The organism is Zoogloea oleivorans, from assembly GCF_008107625.1.
Taxonomy (GTDB): Bacteria; Pseudomonadota; Gammaproteobacteria; order Burkholderiales; family Rhodocyclaceae; genus Zoogloea; species Zoogloea oleivorans.
Genome location: NZ_SDKK01000011.1, coordinates 1 through 16450, shown reverse-complemented (window position 1 = coordinate 16450; position 16450 = coordinate 1). Strand labels below are relative to the sequence as shown.

Annotated in this window: 12 protein-coding genes, 1 tRNA gene and 1 other annotated feature; of the genes, 11 read left to right on the top strand and 2 right to left on the bottom strand. The window is 63.3% G+C overall.

Features of this window, described 5'->3' with window-relative positions; genetic code table 11:
• Positions 1–7 precede the first annotated feature (7 nt).
• Positions 8–310 (bottom strand): helix-turn-helix domain-containing protein, encoded by a 303-nt coding sequence (locus ETQ85_RS12550; RefSeq protein WP_148579416.1) that lies wholly within the window; start codon positions 308–310, stop codon positions 8–10.
• A 260-nt stretch (positions 311–570) separates the two neighbouring features.
• Here ETQ85_RS12550 and ETQ85_RS12545 point away from each other — a divergent pair, with 260 nt between their 5' ends.
• The 4 genes from ETQ85_RS12545 (at position 571) to ETQ85_RS12525 (ending at position 5346) form a co-directional block, all read left to right on the top strand.
• Positions 571–1800 carry an aspartate kinase gene (locus ETQ85_RS12545; RefSeq protein ID WP_148579415.1) on the top strand — a complete coding sequence of 410 codons (1230 nt, stop codon included), beginning with the start codon at positions 571–573 and terminating at the stop codon, positions 1798–1800.
• 43 nt (positions 1801–1843) lie between these two features.
• Positions 1844–1937: transfer RNA gene (locus ETQ85_RS12540), tRNA-Ser, on the top strand.
• 396 nt (positions 1938–2333) lie between these two features.
• Positions 2334–2418: a sequence feature (AL1L pseudoknot), on the top strand.
• A gap of 291 nt (positions 2419–2709) precedes the next feature.
• Entirely contained in the window at positions 2710–3558 is an 849-nt protein-coding gene (locus tag ETQ85_RS12530; protein ID WP_148579413.1) for a substrate-binding periplasmic protein, read from the top strand.
• A 27-nt stretch (positions 3559–3585) separates the two neighbouring features.
• Complete coding sequence (locus ETQ85_RS12525; protein ID WP_148579412.1) at positions 3586–5346, top strand: pyrroloquinoline quinone-dependent dehydrogenase; 1761 nt, start codon at positions 3586–3588, stop codon at positions 5344–5346.
• A gap of 199 nt (positions 5347–5545) precedes the next feature.
• Here the strand turns inward: ETQ85_RS12525 and ETQ85_RS12520 are convergent, their stop codons facing one another.
• Entirely contained in the window at positions 5546–6193 is a 648-nt protein-coding gene (locus ETQ85_RS12520) for a TetR/AcrR family transcriptional regulator (RefSeq protein WP_148579411.1), read from the bottom strand.
• A 206-nt stretch (positions 6194–6399) separates the two neighbouring features.
• Here ETQ85_RS12520 and ETQ85_RS12515 point away from each other — a divergent pair, with 206 nt between their 5' ends.
• From ETQ85_RS12515 to ETQ85_RS12485, 7 genes are all read left to right on the top strand, one after another.
• Positions 6400–7842 (top strand): efflux transporter outer membrane subunit, encoded by a 1443-nt coding sequence (locus ETQ85_RS12515; protein WP_222862152.1) that lies wholly within the window; start codon positions 6400–6402, stop codon positions 7840–7842.
• A complete protein-coding gene (locus ETQ85_RS12510; RefSeq protein ID WP_148579409.1) occupies positions 7839–8909 on the top strand; it encodes an HlyD family secretion protein in 1071 nt (356 codons plus the stop codon). Before ETQ85_RS12515 ends, ETQ85_RS12510 begins: the two co-directional genes overlap by 4 nt.
• Positions 8906–11653 carry a ribosome-associated ATPase/putative transporter RbbA gene (gene rbbA / locus ETQ85_RS12505; protein WP_148579408.1) on the top strand — a complete coding sequence of 916 codons (2748 nt, stop codon included), beginning with the start codon at positions 8906–8908 and terminating at the stop codon, positions 11651–11653. The genes ETQ85_RS12510 and rbbA overlap by 4 nt, the downstream gene beginning before the upstream one ends.
• Position 11654: 1 nt before the next feature.
• Positions 11655–12782 (top strand): ABC transporter permease, encoded by a 1128-nt coding sequence (locus tag ETQ85_RS12500; RefSeq protein WP_148579407.1) that lies wholly within the window; start codon positions 11655–11657, stop codon positions 12780–12782.
• A 245-nt stretch (positions 12783–13027) separates the two neighbouring features.
• A complete protein-coding gene (locus tag ETQ85_RS12495; RefSeq protein WP_222862151.1) occupies positions 13028–14080 on the top strand; it encodes a TolC family protein in 1053 nt (350 codons plus the stop codon).
• Positions 14081–14096: 16 nt separating this feature from the next.
• Positions 14097–15518 carry a multicopper oxidase family protein gene (locus ETQ85_RS12490; RefSeq protein WP_148579405.1) on the top strand — a complete coding sequence of 474 codons (1422 nt, stop codon included), beginning with the start codon at positions 14097–14099 and terminating at the stop codon, positions 15516–15518.
• 37 nt (positions 15519–15555) lie between these two features.
• Positions 15556–16212: a c-type cytochrome gene (locus ETQ85_RS12485; protein WP_148579404.1), complete on the top strand. Its 657-nt coding sequence runs from the start codon at positions 15556–15558 to the stop codon at positions 16210–16212.
• The last annotated feature ends 238 nt before the right edge of the window (positions 16213–16450 follow it).

The following is a 16450-nucleotide window of genomic DNA, read 5'->3' as shown; positions in this document are numbered from 1 at the left end:
CCCAGGCTCAGTGGGGAACGCGTTCCTTGCGCTTGGCGCGGGCTTCCTTCTTCAGGGTCTTGAAGAGCTCCGGGTTGGTGGCCTTCAGGTACTCGACCACTTCCACGTCATCCTTCTTGATCTTGCCGATATCGACTTGTTCGATGTGCACCAGGCGGAGCAGGGCTTGCACGGGGCGCGGAATGTTGCGGCCGCTTTCGTAGCGGGAGCCACCGCTCTGGGTTACACCGATCTTGGACCAGAACTGGGACTGGTTCATGCCCAGCTTGCGACGGATTTCACGCACATCAACTTTTTCGGTCGTTTTCATTTTGCCATCCTCTACGGGTTTGCACTCTGTCAGTTTTTACAACAGGGTAGCTGTTGTTGGATATAACTTTCGTTATATGTCGGAAAGTATAGATCACTACTCGCAACACATACAACGCCATATTTGCATTGCTTAGGGTTTTCCACACTAAAATTTCGTGACGTGGACCACGCAGCCCGGATAAAACTCGCAGGTGCGCTGTTTCGCGTTATCCGCTAAGATCACGGGCTTTCCACACCCTCAACTTCTTAGAAGTCAAGATGGCGCTCATAGTTCAGAAATATGGCGGCACTTCCGTCGGCAATCCCGAACGGATCAAGAACGTCGCCAAGCGGGTCGCGAAGGCCCATGCCCAGGGCAACCAGATGGTTATCGTTCTGTCCGCCATGAGCGGCGAGACGAACCGTTTGATCGGTTTGGCCAAGGAAATTACGGCCAACCCCAGCCCACGCGAGCTCGATGTGGTGATTTCCACCGGCGAGCAGGTCACCATCGGTCTGCTGTGCATGGCACTGCAGGAAGAAGGTATCAAGGCCCGCAGCTACACCGGCGGTCAGGTGCGCATCCTCACCGATGACTCGTTCACCAAGGCCCGCATCCTGGATATCGATGGCGACAACATCCGCCGCGATCTGGATGCCGGTTGCGTGGTTGTGGTGGCTGGTTTTCAGGGCGTTGACGAGGCCGGCAACATCACGACCCTCGGCCGTGGCGGCTCCGACACCACCGGTGTTGCGCTGGCTGCCGCGATCAAGGCGGACGAGTGCCAGATCTACACCGACGTGGATGGCGTTTACACCACTGACCCGCGCGTCGTGCCGGAAGCCCGCAAGCTGGATACCATCACCTTTGAAGAGATGCTGGAAATGGCCAGCCTCGGCTCCAAGGTGCTGCAGATCCGCTCGGTGGAATTCGCCGGCAAGTACAAAGTAAAGCTTCGTGTCCTTTCCAGCTTCCAGGAGGAAGGTGAGGGCACCCTGATTACCGTTGAGGAAGACAACAACATGGAACAGCCGATCATCTCCGGCATTGCTTTCAATCGCGACGAAGCCAAGATCACTGTGCTGGGCGTACCCGACAAGCCGGGCATCGCCTATCAGATCCTGGGTCCGGTGGCGGATGCCAACGTGGATGTCGACATGATCATCCAGAACGTCGGCCACGATGGCACCACTGATTTCTCCTTCACGGTGAATCGTCCCGACTACGACAAGGCCATCGGTATCCTCGAGCAGGTCCAGGCCCACATTGGCGCCCGCGAGATCAAGGGTGACCGTACCATGGCCAAGGTTTCCATCGTCGGCGTCGGCATGCGCTCCCATCCGGGCGTCGCTTCCCGCATGTTCCGCACGCTGGCTGAAGAAGGTATCAACATCCAGATGATCTCCACTTCCGAGATCAAGATTTCCGTCGCCATCGACGAAAAATATCTGGAGCTGGCTGTTCGCGTACTGCACCGCGCATTTGGTTTGGATCAAGCTTCGGTTTGACTTGACTAACCGCCAAGAGGTGTCTATACTTCTTGGCTGTTGCGGAGAGTTGGCCGAGAGGTCGAAGGCACTCCCCTGCTAAGGGAGCATGCGGGCACAAACCTGCATCGAGGGTTCGAATCCCTCACTCTCCGCCAACAAAAAACAACGAAGCCCCTGATTTCAGGGGCTTTTTTGTTTTTTGCTTCGCTTGGTATGCACACTCAGTGTGCCATTGGCTTTTGGCTGTGGCTGGATGAAATTGGACTACACCAGGCATGTGGCACTTGTGAGAGGCACCCTCTGAGCAGGCAACGACGGGTGTTTTGTCTCGCTTCCGTTGGTTTGGAGCATGGAAAGAGTAAGCGTCTCCCTGGTCATCTGCTTCTCCCCGTGAGGTGCTGAACCTTCAGTCCAACAGACGGTTGGATGCTCTCTTTTACGCCCGCATTGAAAATCCGCGTTCTGAAATGGCATAGCTGGGTCGGTGCTTCGGCCCGATGGGGCTGCCGTCCGGGACGCCGTTTTTCACCCGAAATCCTCAAGTTGGCCAGTGCGTTTTTCGCCCAGGCGGAGCTCGACCGCCGTTTGCAGGCCTGCGGGGGCGAGTTGATCTGCACAGTCTTGCAGATTGCCCCGTCGGGCGCATCGTGGGCTGGCGGGTCAGCAGTTCCATGTGCACCGATTTCGTTGTGGACGCCCTGGGACAAGCCCTGTACGCCAGTCAGGCCGCCATGCCGCCCTGACTTAAACCAAATGGCCTCCACGGAAGCCGGGGCGGTTCACTAACCTCTCGGGCAAATTTCCCGATGTGCCTGACGAAATTGCCCGACCCTTGCCTGTGAGCTTCCGCGGTTGGAGCCGACGTCTAGAATCTTGGCGAATGAAAGCACACATTCCCAATGACATCCGTCCTTCTGGAGATCACTGATGAAACGCCCCTCTCGCCGACTGCTTCTGCTGGGACTCTCCACCCTGCTGCTTACCGGTCACCTGCCGGTTCATGCTGACGAACACATGGACGCCATCCACAAGCGGGGCCGACTCAAGGTGGCGGTGTACAACAACTTTCCGCCCTATTCCGATGCGGGTAAGGGGATTGACGTGGAACTGGGTCGAGCGCTGGCCGCCCGATTGGGACTGCAGGCCGAGATCATTGGCTTCCAAGCCGGCGAGGACATGGGCGACGACCTTCGCAACATGGTCTGGAAAGGCCATTACCTGCGGGGTGAGCCGGCCGACGTGATGTTGCGCGTACCGGTGGACCCGAAGTTCGCTCAGGACAACGAGCAGGCCCGCATCTTTGGTGCCTACCAGCAGGAGGTTATGGGAATGGCGCGGGTAGCGAGCCGCATCCCGTCTCCCAGCGGTTCCGCGGCGGTGGCTCTGGAGGTGTTTACCCGCGAGAAGATCGGTGTTGAGGGCGATACCTTTGCCGATTCCTTCCTGGGAGGCGTGCTGCAAGGTCGCCTGCGTTCCAATATCACCCATTTCCGCTCTATCCGCGAGGCCGTCCAGGCACTGAAGGACGACAGCGTGGCGGCGGTGATGGCGCCGCTGGCCGAGCTGGAGGGTGCCTTGGCAGGCGAGTCCCGCTTTGCCGTCGAGGAGGCCAGGTTGGGCGAACTCAACCCCAAGCGCTGGGCGATCGGCATGGCGGTTAAGGCCGATTCCGATCAGCTTGCCGCCGCCCTCAGCAGTGCCCTGACCGAGCTGCAGAGGGATGGAACCGTCGCCGCGATCTTCAAGCGCCACGGCGTGCCCCTCCGCACCTACTGAACCTGCCTTCGAGATCTGGACCGATCCATGCACATCCCTTTTCGACTGCTTCCTACCCTCCTGACCCTGGCATTTCCGCCGGTCTTTGCTGCCGACATCGAATGGCCGACCTACGGTCTTGACCTCAGCAACCAGCGTTATGCCGCGCCCAGCCAGATCAACACCGGCAACGTGGGCAGGCTCATCCGGGCGTGGGCCTATCAGAGCGGCGTGAAGGCCACCTTCCAGGCCACGCCGATCATGGTGGATCGCACGGTGTATCTGTCGCTGCCCTTCAACGGCGTGGTGGCGCTGGACGCCGTGAGCGGCAGGCAACTGTGGCGTTACGAGCACCCACGCAAGAAGGATTACCCCCTGTGCTGCGGGCCGGCCAACCGGGGCGTGGCGGTGGCGGACGGCAAGGTCTTCATCGGCACCGTGGATGCGCGGTTGGTGGCGCTGGATGCCAGGTCGGGCAAGGTGCTCTGGGATGTGGAGGTCGCCGACGCCGGCAGCGCCCGGCAGGAATCTGTCACCACCCTCACCGAGTCCGATCCGCTGCGCAAGGCAACCATCGCCGGGCAGTCCGGCGTGGGCATTGCAATGGCGCCGGTGGTGCACAAGGGCAAGGTGCTGATCGGGGTGACCGGCGTGGGCTACGGCCTGCACCTGGACTCCGACCGGGATGGTGCGCCTCTGGGCGCGGTGGTGGGCTTTGCCGGCAACTATGGCCGGCCGGGCTTCCTGGCGGCCTTTGACGTGAACACCGGCAAGCGGATGTGGCAGTTCGACACCATTGCCCCGACTCACTGGGAAGGCGAGTTCCGCCGCACCACGCCCGACGGCGTGCCGCTCTATCGTGACATCGAGAAGGAACGCGCCGAACTGCCCACGTATCCCGACGCGGCCCGCTATGGCGGCGGCTCGGCGTGGTCCACCCCGGCCATCGACGCCGAGAACGGGCTGCTCTACTTCGGCACTGGCAATCCATCGCCGCAGATGGACGGCACCTCGCGGCCCGGCGACAACCTGTACACCGTGTCGCTGGTGTGCCTCGAAGTGGAGACCGGCCAGATCCGCTGGCATTACCAGCAGGTGCCTCACGACCAGTGGGGCTACGACGTGGCGAGCCCGGCGGTACTGTTCGACTACCCCCACAACGGCCAGCGGGTGCCGGCGGTGGGCCAGGCCGCCAAGATCGGCTGGTACTACATCCATAACCGCCTCACCGGTGAGCTGCTGAAGAAGTCGGATGAGTTTGTCGTCCACCAGAACACCTTCACCAACCCCACGCCGGAAGGCCAGGTGATCCTGCCCGGCGTACTGGGGGGCATCAACTGGTCGCCCACGTCGGTGGATGCCGGCCTGCTGGTGGCCTACGTGCCGGCGATCCACTGGCCGGTGAAGTATACCAAGCTCGTGATTCCCGCCACCGACGCCAAGCTGGCGGTGGAATACACGACGCTGGAGCCGCTGATGGACGTGCCCCGCTGGGGCGTGCTGTCGGCCATCGACCTCGCCACCGGCAAGATGAAATGGCAGCACAAGACGGCCCAGCCGCTGGTGGGTGGTGTGCTCGCCACGGCGGGAAACCTCGTCTTCATGGGCGAGGGCAACGGCCGCTTCAACGCCTACGACGCGGCGAACGGGCAGACCCTGTGGAGCGACCAGCTGGATGCCGGCGTCAATGCGCCGCCCGTCACCTGGCAGATCGACGGCGTGCAGTACGTGGGCGTGGCGGCGGGGGGCAACCAGATCTTCGGCTACAAGGCCGGCGATACCTTCCAGGTCTACACCCTCAAGAAATGAGGCCAGGCCCGGCTCCGGGCCTCAGCCGATCTCCTCGGTACCCCGCCCGTCGAGGAGCAGGCGCAGGATTTCGAACAATTGCCTGACGTGAGGCCGGAGCCACGGCTACGCGTCGCTAAAGCGAATGCATCAGCGGGTATTTTCAGCTCTATAGGGGATGGCGCTTCGATGCACCGACCGAGATGGCTGACGCACGCGTTCACGTCATGAGGAGCAGCTCGCAGAGCATGTCTACGTGGGCGTCCCTGGCCTGCCGGAGCTCCTTGGGCGGCAGCGTGCCGAAGGCGAGCTGCTGGATAAGCGTATGGGCGACCGGCGACAGGATCAGCCACGGATGCCTGACCACCGTGCTGTCTTTGCACAAGCCCTGGGTGACACAGCGGCGCAGCAGCACACCGAGCTGAAAGTGCATGGCATCAAGGGTGTTCTGGCGCCACAGCGCTACCACATCGGGCAGACGATGGCCCTCGGAGAGCAACAGGCGCGCGGTGGCCCGCATCGCGGGATTGGTCAGTTGCGCATGAAGGATATCGACGAGGTGTTCGATGAGGGTGCGCATGTCGGCCGAGTGCGCGAGAAGCGACTCGATCTCCAGCACAGGGGCCACCAGCGAGCGTTTGAGCAGGGCTTCAAAAACCTTGTCCTTGCCGGAGAAGTGCGCGTAGAGCCCGCCCTTGGACAGGCCGGCCCGCGCCGCGATGTCATCGATGCGCGTGGCGTTGTAACCACGCGCCGAAAACTCGACCAGCGCCGCGTCGAGGATTAGTGGGATGCGCGTGTCCGGCGACAGGCGCTGGCGTGGAGGGCGTGTTTCTGCTTCGTCGGCCGGTTTGTCGGATGCAGGCATGGGATGGTGCCCAATGGGGCTTGAGGGGTGCGTAAGATAACCGAAGCGAGATCTTCACGCTGGCGTCTGGCATGAGAATATACTAACGACTAGTTAGTCGGTAACGGTCCGCAGCCCCCGCCCTGAAAGCGGATTGACCCTGATTTTGTTTCGGCAGTCGTGGACGGCGGCTTCCGTGCGTTTTACCGAAAATGCCAAGTACAGCGATGCTTCCCCGGTTACGGCGGGCTTTACCGCTGGCGATCTCCGTTTTGCTGGTCGGTTGTGCAAGCCTGGCGCCACCCCACGAGCGGCCGCCGCTGCCGGTGCCTGCAACCTATCCCGCTGCAGGTGCCGCGATCAGCATGACACCGGCAGCGGAGATCTGCTGGCGCGACTACTTCACTGACTCCCGCCTGCTCACTGTGGTCGACCAGGCCCTGGTCAACAACCGGGACTTGCGCGGTGCGCTGCTTCGCGTCGAAGAGGCACGCGCAGCCTATGGCATCCAGCGCGCGGAACGTTTTCCGGCCGTGTCCATGGGCCTGGATGCGGCGCGTGCGCGGGTTCCCGCCGACCTGAGCGCCAGTGGCGAGCGGGTTATCGGCAGCCAGTTCCAGCTGGGCGTCGGTTTCAATAGCTGGGAGGCGGATTTCTGGGGCCGCGTCCGCAGCCTGGAGACAGCCGCCCTCGAAACTTATCTGGCCACCGACGCCGCGCACGCGGCAAGCACCCTGAGCCTCATCGCCCAAGTGAGTAACGCTTACCTGGGCTTGAGCGAGCTCGACGAGCGCCTTGCCCTGACCCGTCGCACGGTTGCCAGCCGTGCCGAATCGCTGCGCATTTTCCGGCGCCGGGTGGCGCTTGGCGCAACCTCGAAACTCGAGCTGACGCAGGTGGAGGTTCTGTGGCAGCAAGCCACCACGCTGCTGGCTCAGCTTGAACAGGCGCGGGCCACACAGGCTAACTCCCTGGCCTTGCTGACGGGCATGGATGTCGGCCAGCTGCGGACGGCCGATCATCTCGATGAGAACGCCACCTTTCGTGCCCTGGCACCGGGTCTTCCATCCGATCTGCTCACTGCTCGACCCGACGTTGTGGCTGCCGAGCACAGCCTGAAAGCCGCGAGCGCCAATATTGGTGCTGCGCGGGCGGCGTTCTTTCCGCGTATTGCATTGACGGGGTCTTTCGGTACCGCCAGCGCCGAACTGGACGGACTTTTCCGCAATGGCAGTGCCGCGTGGACCTTCGCGCCGAGTGTCTCCCTGCCGATTTTCGATGGCGGACGTCGCGAGGCGGCCCTCGACCTGGCCCGGGTGCGGCGCGAACAGGCTGTGGTGCGTTATCAGCAGGTCATCCAGGCGGCCTTCCGCGATGTGGCCGATGCCCTGGCGGCGCGCCACTGGCTCGGCGAGCAGGTACATATGCTGAGCGCCAGCCTGGCGGTGCAGACCGAGCGGGCGCGGCTGGCCAAGCTGCGTTACGACAGTGGCGCAGCGCGCTACCTGGAAGTACTCGATGCCGAGCGCGAGTTGCTGGCCGTCGAGCAGCAGGTGGTACAGACGCGACGGGCGTTGCTGAGTGCGCAAGTGGCGCTGTATTCCGCGTTGGGCGGTGGCACGCCCGGCGTTTGTAGCGATGGAACGAACGAGACGCAGGCAAGACCATGAACCCCACTGTCAGAAAATTTATTCCCGCCCTTGCCCTGGTAGCTGCCGTAGCGCTGGGCTACTACGCCTGGAGCGCACTGCGCAACCACGGGCCGAATGAGGGGCTGGCCAGCGGTAATGGCCGTATCGAGGCGACCGAAGTTGATGTGGCCACCAGGCTGGCCGGCCGGGTCGAGGACATCCTGGTGCGTGAAGGCGACTTCGTCAGCGCCGGTCAGCCGCTTGCCCGCATGCAGATCGACAGCTTGCAGGCCCAGCGAGACGAGGCAGTAGCCCGCTACCAGCAGGCCTTGCAGGCGGTGGCCGGGGCCGAGGCGCAGGTGGCCTTGCGCGATAGCGATCATCAGGCGGCCCAGGCGCTGGTGGTGCAGCGTGAAAGCGAGCTCGACGCGGCGCAGCGTCGCCTGGTGCGTTCCGAAACACTGGCCCGAGAGGGGGCGTCGTCGGGGCAAGAGCTGGACGATGACCGCGCCAAGGCCCGCAGCGCCCAGGCCGCGGTGGTGGCCACCAAGGCCCAGGTGGCAGCTGCGCGGGCGGCCATCACTGCCGCGCGTACCCAGGTTACCGGTGCCCAATCCAGCGTGGCGGCGGCCAAGGCGAGCGTTGCACGCGTCGATGCCGACCTCGCCGACAGTTTGCTCAAGGCGCCGCGCGCCGGCCGGGTGCAATACCGGGTCGCCCAGCCGGGTGAAGTGCTGGGCGCCGGCGGCAAGCTGCTCAACCTGGTCGATCTCACCGAGGTTTACATGAGCTTCTTTCTGCCCGAAACCGTGGCTGGCAAAGTAGCGCTGGGCAGCGAGGTGCGCATCGTGCTCGACGCCGCGCCGCAGTTCGTGATTCCGGCCAGGGTTTCGTTTGTCTCCAGCACCGCCCAGTTCACCCCCAAAACGGTGGAAACGGTCAGCGAGCGCCAGAAACTGATGTTCCGCGTCAAGGCACAGATTGATCGCGAGCTGCTGATGCAGCACCTGCAGCAGGTCAAGACGGGCTTGCCGGGTGTGGCCTGGGTGAAGATCGATCCGCAGGCAGCGTGGCCGCTGCAACTGGAGAAGAAGGTCGCGCCATGACCTCCGCTGCGCCGGTGGTCCGTCTGGCGGGCGTGCACCTGCGCTATGGCAGGACGGCCGCCCTCGACGGGGTGACGGTGGATGTACCGGCCGGTTGCATGGTCGGCCTGATCGGTCCCGACGGTGTCGGCAAGTCGAGCTTGCTGGCTCTGGTCGCCGGCGCCCGGGCCGTGCAGCAGGGGCAGGTCGAGGCGCTGGGTGGGGATATGGGCAGCAAGCGCCACCGGGATCTCGTCTGCCCGCGTATCGCCTACATGCCCCAGGGACTGGGCAAGAACCTTTACCCGACCTTGTCGGTGGAAGAAAACCTGCAGTTCTTTGCCCGCCTGTTTGGCCACGGCACGGCCGAACGGCGTCGGCGCATCGATGCGCTGACCCGCAGCACCGGGCTATTCCCGTTTCTCGATCGTCCGTCGGGCAAGCTCTCGGGCGGCATGAAACAGAAGCTGGGTTTGTGCTGTGCGCTGATCCACGACCCGGATTTGCTGATTCTCGACGAGCCGACCACCGGTGTCGATCCGCTCGCCCGCGTCCAGTTCTGGGACTTGATCGGACGCATTCGCCGGAGCCGTCCGGGCATGAGCGTGATCGTCGCGACCGCCTACATGGACGAGGCCCAGCGTTTTGACTGGCTGGTGGCCATGGACGACGGTCGGGTGCTGGCCACCGGCACGCCGCAGGAACTCATGGCCCACGCCGGCGCTGCGACGCTCGAGGCGGCCTTCATTGCGCTCTTGCCGGAGGAAAAGCGGCGCGGCCATGCGGCGGTTGAAATCCCGCCGCTGGAGGATTCCGGCGGAGCCGATATCGCCATCGAAGCGCGGGGTTTGACGATGCGCTTCGGTGACTTCGTGGCGGTGGATCACGTGGATTTCCGTATCCGGCGGGGCGAGATCTTCGGCTTCCTGGGCTCCAATGGCTGCGGCAAATCCACCACGATGAAGATGCTGACCGGCCTGCTTGCCGCTACCGAGGGCGACGCGTGGCTGTTCGGCAAGCCCGTCGATCCGAAGGATATGGCGACGCGGCGGCGCGTGGGCTACATGTCGCAGGCCTTCTCGCTGTATGGCGAGCTGAGCGTGCGCCAGAACCTGGTGCTGCACGCGCGCCTCTTCCATGTGCCGGAGCCCGAAGTGCCGGCGCGGGTGGACGAGATGGTCAGGCGGTTTGGCCTGGCCGATGTGCTCGACACCTTGCCCGAGAGCCTGCCGCTGGGGATGCGCCAGCGCCTGTCACTGGCGGTGGCGATGGTGCACAAGCCCGAGCTGCTGATCCTCGATGAACCGACCTCCGGCGTCGACCCCATCGCCCGGGACAACTTCTGGCGCCTGATGATCGAGCTGGCGCGGCGCGACAAGGTGACCATCTTCATCTCGACGCACTTCATGAACGAGGCGGCGCGTTGCGACCGCATGTCGATGATGCACGCCGGCCGCGTGCTCGACAGCGACACGCCGGCCGCACTGATCGCCCGGCGTGGCAAGGCCACGCTGGAAGACGCCTTTATCGACTACCTGATCGAGGCGGACGGCGCAGGTGGCGTAGTTGCCGAAGAGCGTACAGCGCCGGCAGAAAACCGCGTTACACCGCACACCAAGCCGACTCGCGGGCGCCGTTTTCACCAGAGTCTGGGCCGCATCTACAGCTATGTGTGGCGTGAAAGCCTGGAGCTGCAGCGCGACCCGGTGCGTGCCACCATGGCGCTGGTCGGCTCGCTGCTGCTGATGTTCGTGATGGGCTTCGGGATCAGCATGGACGTGGAAAACCTGCGCTTTGCCGTGCTCGACCGCGACCAGACTCCACTGAGCCGTAACTACGCCCTCAACCTGGCTGGCTCGCGCTATTTCAGCGAGCGCCCGCCGCTTGCCGACTACGCCGAACTCGACCGGCGCATGCGCAGTGGCGAGCTGTCGCTGGCGCTTGAAATCCCGCCCGGTTTTGCGCGGGATGTGGCGCGCGGCGGGGCGGTGCAGATTGGCGCGTGGATCGACGGGGCGATGCCGCAACGCGCCGAAACGGTGAGCGGCTACGTGCAGGGCATGCATCAGTTGTGGCTGCTCGAACAGGTGCGCGAGCGGGGAGGGCGGATGCGCCTGGGCGCAGCAGCTATCGAGACCCGCTATCGCTACAACCCTGACGTGAAGAGCCTGCCGGCCATGGTGCCGGCGGTGATCCCGCTGCTCCTGCTGATGTTGCCCGCCATGCTGACCGCGCTCGCCGTTGTGCGCGAGAAGGAGCTGGGGTCGATCATCAACCTGTATGTCACGCCGATCACCCGCATCGAGTTTCTGCTTGGCAAGCAGGCACCCTATGTGGCGCTGGCGATGCTCAACTTTCTGCTCATGTGCCTGCTGGCCGTGATTGTATTTGACGTGCCGGTGACCGGGAGCTTTCCGACCTTGCTGGCCGGGGCCTTCCTGTTCAGCCTGAGTGCGACAGGCATGGGCCTGCTGGCCTCGACCGTCACGCGCAGCCAGATTGCCGCGATGTTCCTGGCCATGCTCGGCACCCTGCTTCCGGCAATACAGTTTGCCGGCCTGATCAATCCGGTGTCGTCGCTGGAAGGCGGTGGCCGTCTGCTCGGCGAGATCTATCCCGCCAGTCACATGTTCATGATCAGCCGCGGCGTGTTCAGCAAGGCGCTGGGCTTTGCCGACCTGCACAGTGCGTTCTGGCCGCTGCTGATCGCCGTGCCGGTGATCCTCGGGGCAGCGGTGCTGCTGCTGAAAAAACAGGAGGCCTGACATGCGTCATCACCTGATGAACATCTATCGCCTGGGCATCAAAGAGCTGTGGAGCTTGCGCCGCGATCCGATGATGATCTTCCTGATCGTCTGGACCTTCACCGCAGCCATCTACATGGCCGCCACCACGATGCCGGAGACGCTGCACAACGCGCCGATCGCCATTGTCGACGAGGACGCTTCGGCCCTGTCGGCACGGATCGCGTCGGCCTTTTACCCACCGCGCTTTACGCAGCCGGCCCGCCTCATCCTGAACGAGGTGGACCCGGGGCTCGATGCCGGCCGCTACACTTTCGTGCTCGATATTCCGCCGAATTTCCAGCGCGACGTGCTGGCCGGTCGCTCGCCCAGGATCCAGCTCAACGTGGACGCCACCCGCATGAGCCAGGCTTTCAGCGGCAATGCCTATGTGCAGCAGATTGTGATGGGAGAGGTGAATGAGTTCGTCCAGCGTTACCGGGGCAGCACCGTGCCGCCGGTGGATCTGGCCCTGCGCGCGCGCTTCAATCCGGCGCTGGAGCAATCCTGGTTCGGCGGGCTGATGGAGGTGGTGAACAACGTGACGATGCTGTCGATCATTCTCACCGGCGCGGCGTTGATCCGCGAGCGGGAGCATGGCACCGTCGAGCACCTGCTGGTGATGCCGGTCACGCCGACCGAGATCATGTTCGCCAAAGTCTGGGCCTGCGGACTGGTGGTGCTGGTAGCGGCGACACTGTCGCTCAATCTGGTGATTCGCGGCGCGCTGCATGTGCCGATCGAGGGTTCGGTACTGCTGTTTCTGGCCGGAACAGCCCTGCACCTGTTCGCCACCACCTCGATGGGCATCTTCATGGCAACGCTGGCGCGCAGCATGCCTCAGTTCGGCTTGCTGCTCATGCTGACCCTGATGCCGCTGCAGATCCTCTCCGGCAGCCTCACCCCGCGGGAGAGTATGCCGGAACTCGTGCAGAACCTGATGCTGCTCGCGCCCACCACGCACTACACCGAGTTGAGCCAGGCCATCCTCTACCGGGGGGCCGGGCTCGATCTGGTGTGGAAGCCGTTCGCCTATCTGCTGGTGATTGGTGCGGTGCTCTTCTCGCTGTCCCTGGCGCGCTTTCGCAAGGCTATCGGGCAGATGGCCTGAGGGCTGGCCTTCAGCCGTTCAGCGGTCGATGGGTTCCAGAATCTTCCGTACCGATGCGGCATCCATGGGAGTCTCATGGTCTCCCTCGCAGCATTCTCTGTTTGGCAGCATTAGTCTGGCGCAAGCCACCTCCATTCTTCCCAAGATTACAAAGATGTAATTCCCGGGTCAGTCTCCTGTCGGTTTTTGCGCCGCACACTGCTCGCCATGGGAACACCAGATTCCCGAGGTATCCCTTTGACCCCATGGAGACGACCGATGCGATCAACCCTGCTTCTGTTAGCGGGTGGCGAGCCGCCAACGCGCTTGCCGTGGAGGTCGAGAAACGCAACTTCGCCCAGACCCAGCGCATGACGGCACTGGAGGTGGCGAGGCTGGCCTCCGAGACGCGCAAGGCCTATTTTGGTGCCATTGCGGCCGAAGAGTCGGTCCGTTACCTCCGAAAAGTAAAGCAGGCGGCGGAAGCCGGCGCTGGCCTGGCCCGCAAGATGGCGGAAGTCGGTAACTTCAACCGGCTTCAGCAGGCGCGCGAGCAAGGTTTCTATGCGTCCGCGGCCCTCGATCTGGCTCGGGCCGAGCAAGCCAGCATTGCGGCGCGGGAGCGGCTGACCAAGCTGCTGGGCTTGCCATCACCCCAGGCGATTCGACTCCCCGAGCGCCTGCCCGATCTGCCCAAGTTGCCCGACGAACTGCCGGCTGTCGAGCAAACGGCACTGGATCAGCGCCTCGATCTTCAGGCGGTCCGTCTCGAAACCGAGGCACTGGCCAAAAATCTTGGCCTCACCCAGGCCACGCGCTTCATCAACGTGCTGGAGTTCGGGCCGGCGCGTGTCCTGGAGGGCGCGCGGGATAGCGGCTACAAACGCGGCTACGAAGTGAGTTTCGAGCTTCCGATCTTCGACTTTGGCGGCAGCAAGGTTGCCAAGGCGGAGGCGATCTATGGCCAGGCCGTTGAACGTGCGGCCGAAGCCGCCATCAACGCCCGTTCGGAAGTCCGCGAAGCCTACTCGGCGTATCGCAACAGCTTCGACATTGCAAAGCACTACCGGGACGAAATCGTGCCGCTCAACAAGCGGATCGCCGAAGAGAACCTGCTGCGCTACAACGGCATGCTGATCGGGGTCTTCGAGCTGCTTGCCGACGCCCGCTCCCAGATCACCAGTGTGAACAGCTATATCGAGTCCCTGCGTGACTACTGGATTGCCCAGAGTGATCTACAAATGGCCCTGATCGGCAAGCCCTCCCTGGCCGCCGCCTCACGTACCGCTCCGGCCAGCACCGGCCGTCCGGATCACTGAACCGAAAGGACACCCGATGACATCCCGTCGTGCATTCATCCAAAGCCTGGGCCTGACCGGCGGTGCCGTGGCCGCGGCCTCGGTCAGTCCCGTCGCCATGGCAGCACTTCCTGAGCTGATCCTGAAGGAGGATCCGAACACGGCGCCGCCGCATCTCCCGCGAGGCGTCACCGGCGCCGGTCGGCCCTATAACCCGGTGGTCACCCTCAACGGCTGGACCCTGCCGTGGCGCATGAACAAGGGCGTCAAGGAGTTTCACCTGGTGGCCGAGCCGGTTGTGCGGGAGATCGCTCCCGGCATGAATGCCCACCTGTGGGGTTACAACGGACAAAGCCCCGGCCCAACGATCGAAGTGGTCGAAGGCGACCGGGTGCGCATCTTCGTCACCAACCGCCTGCCTGAGCACACCACCATTCATTGGCACGGGCAACGCCTGCCCAGCGGAATGGATGGTGTTGGCGGACTCAATCAACCTCAGATTCCCCCTGGCAAGACCTTCGTCTACGAGTTCGTGGCACGCCGGCCAGGCACCTTCATGTATCACCCCCACGCCGACGAGATGACCCAGATGGCGATGGGCATGATGGGCTTCTGGGTTACCCATCCGAAGGAGCGGCACCCCCTTATCGACGAGGTGGACCGGGATTTCTGCTTCCTCCTGAACGCCTATGACATCGATCCCGGCAGCTATACACCGAAGGTGAACACGATGCTCGACTTCAACTTGTGGACCTTCAACAGTCGGGCATTTCCGGGCATCGACTCCCTCAATGTGCGCCAGAACGACCGGGTGCGTATCCGCGTCGGCAACCTGACGATGACGAATCATCCGATTCACTTGCATGGTCACGAATTCATGGTCACCGGCACCGACGGCGGCCCGACGCCCAAGGGGTCGCGCTGGCCGGAAGTGACGACCGACATCGCCGTCGGGCAGATGCGTCAAGTCGAGTTCATCGCCAACGAAGCCGGTGACTGGGCCTTCCATTGCCACAAGAGCCACCACACGATGAATGCGATGGGCCATGACGTGCCGACGATGATCGGGGTCGATCACCGGGAAGCCGCCAAGCAGATCACCGATCTCATTCCCGACTACATGGTCATGGGAGAGCGCGGCATGGCCGACATGGGTGAAATGGAGATGCCGCTGCCGGACAACACCCTTCCGATGATGACAGGCCAAGGCCCCTATGGTGCGGTGGAGATGGGCGGCATGTTCACTGTCCTGAAAGTCCGTGCCGAGCAGAAGGTCGGCGATTACTCCGACCCCGGCTGGTACAAGCAGCCTCCCGGCACCCGTGCCTATGAATGGACCGGGCCCGCCGCTGAGCCGCCGCGCGCAAAAACCCAGGGGGGGCAATCCATGCCGGCGACGGGCAAGCCCGCAGCAACCGAAGTGCAGGTCCGAAAGCCCGGCCCGCATTCCGGTCACTGAGTTCCACTCACGATAACAAGCACTGAGGAACCCCATCATGAACAAGACTCTGATCACCCTGGCGGTTCTGGCTGCCGTGGGTGCGGCTTCAGGGGCCGTCCTTCTTTACTCCGGCGCCATCAACGTTGCCGCCGACGAGCCCCATCACCCGCTGACCTATCGTTTGCTCGAATTCGCGCGTGAGCGCTCCATTGCCGTACGGGCAAGTGAGATCAAGCCGCCTGTTGATCTGACGAATCCGGAACGGGGCCGCCGGGGCTCGGGTAACTACGACGCGATGTGTGTGGGATGTCACTTGTCTCCGGAAGCAGAGGACTCGGAGATCCGGAAAGGGCTCTATCCGACACCCCCAAAGCTGACCGTCAAGCCCGAAGCTGCGCTCGATCCCCAATTCGCCCAGGCCCGTCAGTTCTGGATCATCAAGCACGGAATCAAGGCTTCAGGCATGCCCGCCTGGTCGAAGGGCGGGATGGAGGATGAAGCGATCTGGGATCTGGTCGCCTTCCTCCAGAGGCTGCCAGGGCTGACTGCGACCGACTATACGGCGCTTGTGGCATCCAGCGAGGGACACAGTCACGGTGGGCTTGATGCCCATGACGCTCATGGCGACCCTGCAAAGGATGAGCCCGTCCCTCCCGTAGCCGTGGAGAAAAAGGGGCACACCCATCCGCCCGGGTTCAAGCATACGCACTAGGATTTCAGCGCCTCCGCTTGAAGATTACAGAAAAGTAATTTTCAGGACAGCTTCCCGTCGGAGTGCATTTGCCAGAATGAGCCATCCCAATCACCAAAGGAATCGCCATGAAACTGCAGACGCTGATCTTGTCGTCCGTTCTGGGCCTGATGGCGGGCACCGCCCTGGCTGGGGCTCAGGTCGATGTGTACAAGAGCCCGTATTGCGGTTGCTGCGGGAAATGGGCGGAACACATGCG

Coding starts and splice junctions, on each gene's coding strand:
- ETQ85_RS12525 (WP_148579412.1), top strand. CDS start 3,586: ATGCACATCCCTTTTCGACTGCTTCCTACCCTCCTGACCCTGGCATTT.
- ETQ85_RS12550 (WP_148579416.1), bottom strand. CDS start 310: ATGAAAACGACCGAAAAAGTTGATGTGCGTGAAATCCGTCGCAAGCTG.
- ETQ85_RS12530 (WP_148579413.1), top strand. CDS start 2,710: ATGAAACGCCCCTCTCGCCGACTGCTTCTGCTGGGACTCTCCACCCTG.
- ETQ85_RS12500 (WP_148579407.1), top strand. CDS start 11,655: ATGCGTCATCACCTGATGAACATCTATCGCCTGGGCATCAAAGAGCTG.
- rbbA (WP_148579408.1), top strand. CDS start 8,906: ATGACCTCCGCTGCGCCGGTGGTCCGTCTGGCGGGCGTGCACCTGCGC.
- ETQ85_RS12490 (WP_148579405.1), top strand. CDS start 14,097: ATGACATCCCGTCGTGCATTCATCCAAAGCCTGGGCCTGACCGGCGGT.
- ETQ85_RS12510 (WP_148579409.1), top strand. CDS start 7,839: ATGAACCCCACTGTCAGAAAATTTATTCCCGCCCTTGCCCTGGTAGCT.
- ETQ85_RS12485 (WP_148579404.1), top strand. CDS start 15,556: ATGAACAAGACTCTGATCACCCTGGCGGTTCTGGCTGCCGTGGGTGCG.
- ETQ85_RS12545 (WP_148579415.1), top strand. CDS start 571: ATGGCGCTCATAGTTCAGAAATATGGCGGCACTTCCGTCGGCAATCCC.
- ETQ85_RS12495 (WP_222862151.1), top strand. CDS start 13,028: ATGGAGACGACCGATGCGATCAACCCTGCTTCTGTTAGCGGGTGGCGA.
- ETQ85_RS12520 (WP_148579411.1), bottom strand. CDS start 6,193: ATGCCTGCATCCGACAAACCGGCCGACGAAGCAGAAACACGCCCTCCA.
- ETQ85_RS12515 (WP_222862152.1), top strand. CDS start 6,400: ATGCTTCCCCGGTTACGGCGGGCTTTACCGCTGGCGATCTCCGTTTTG.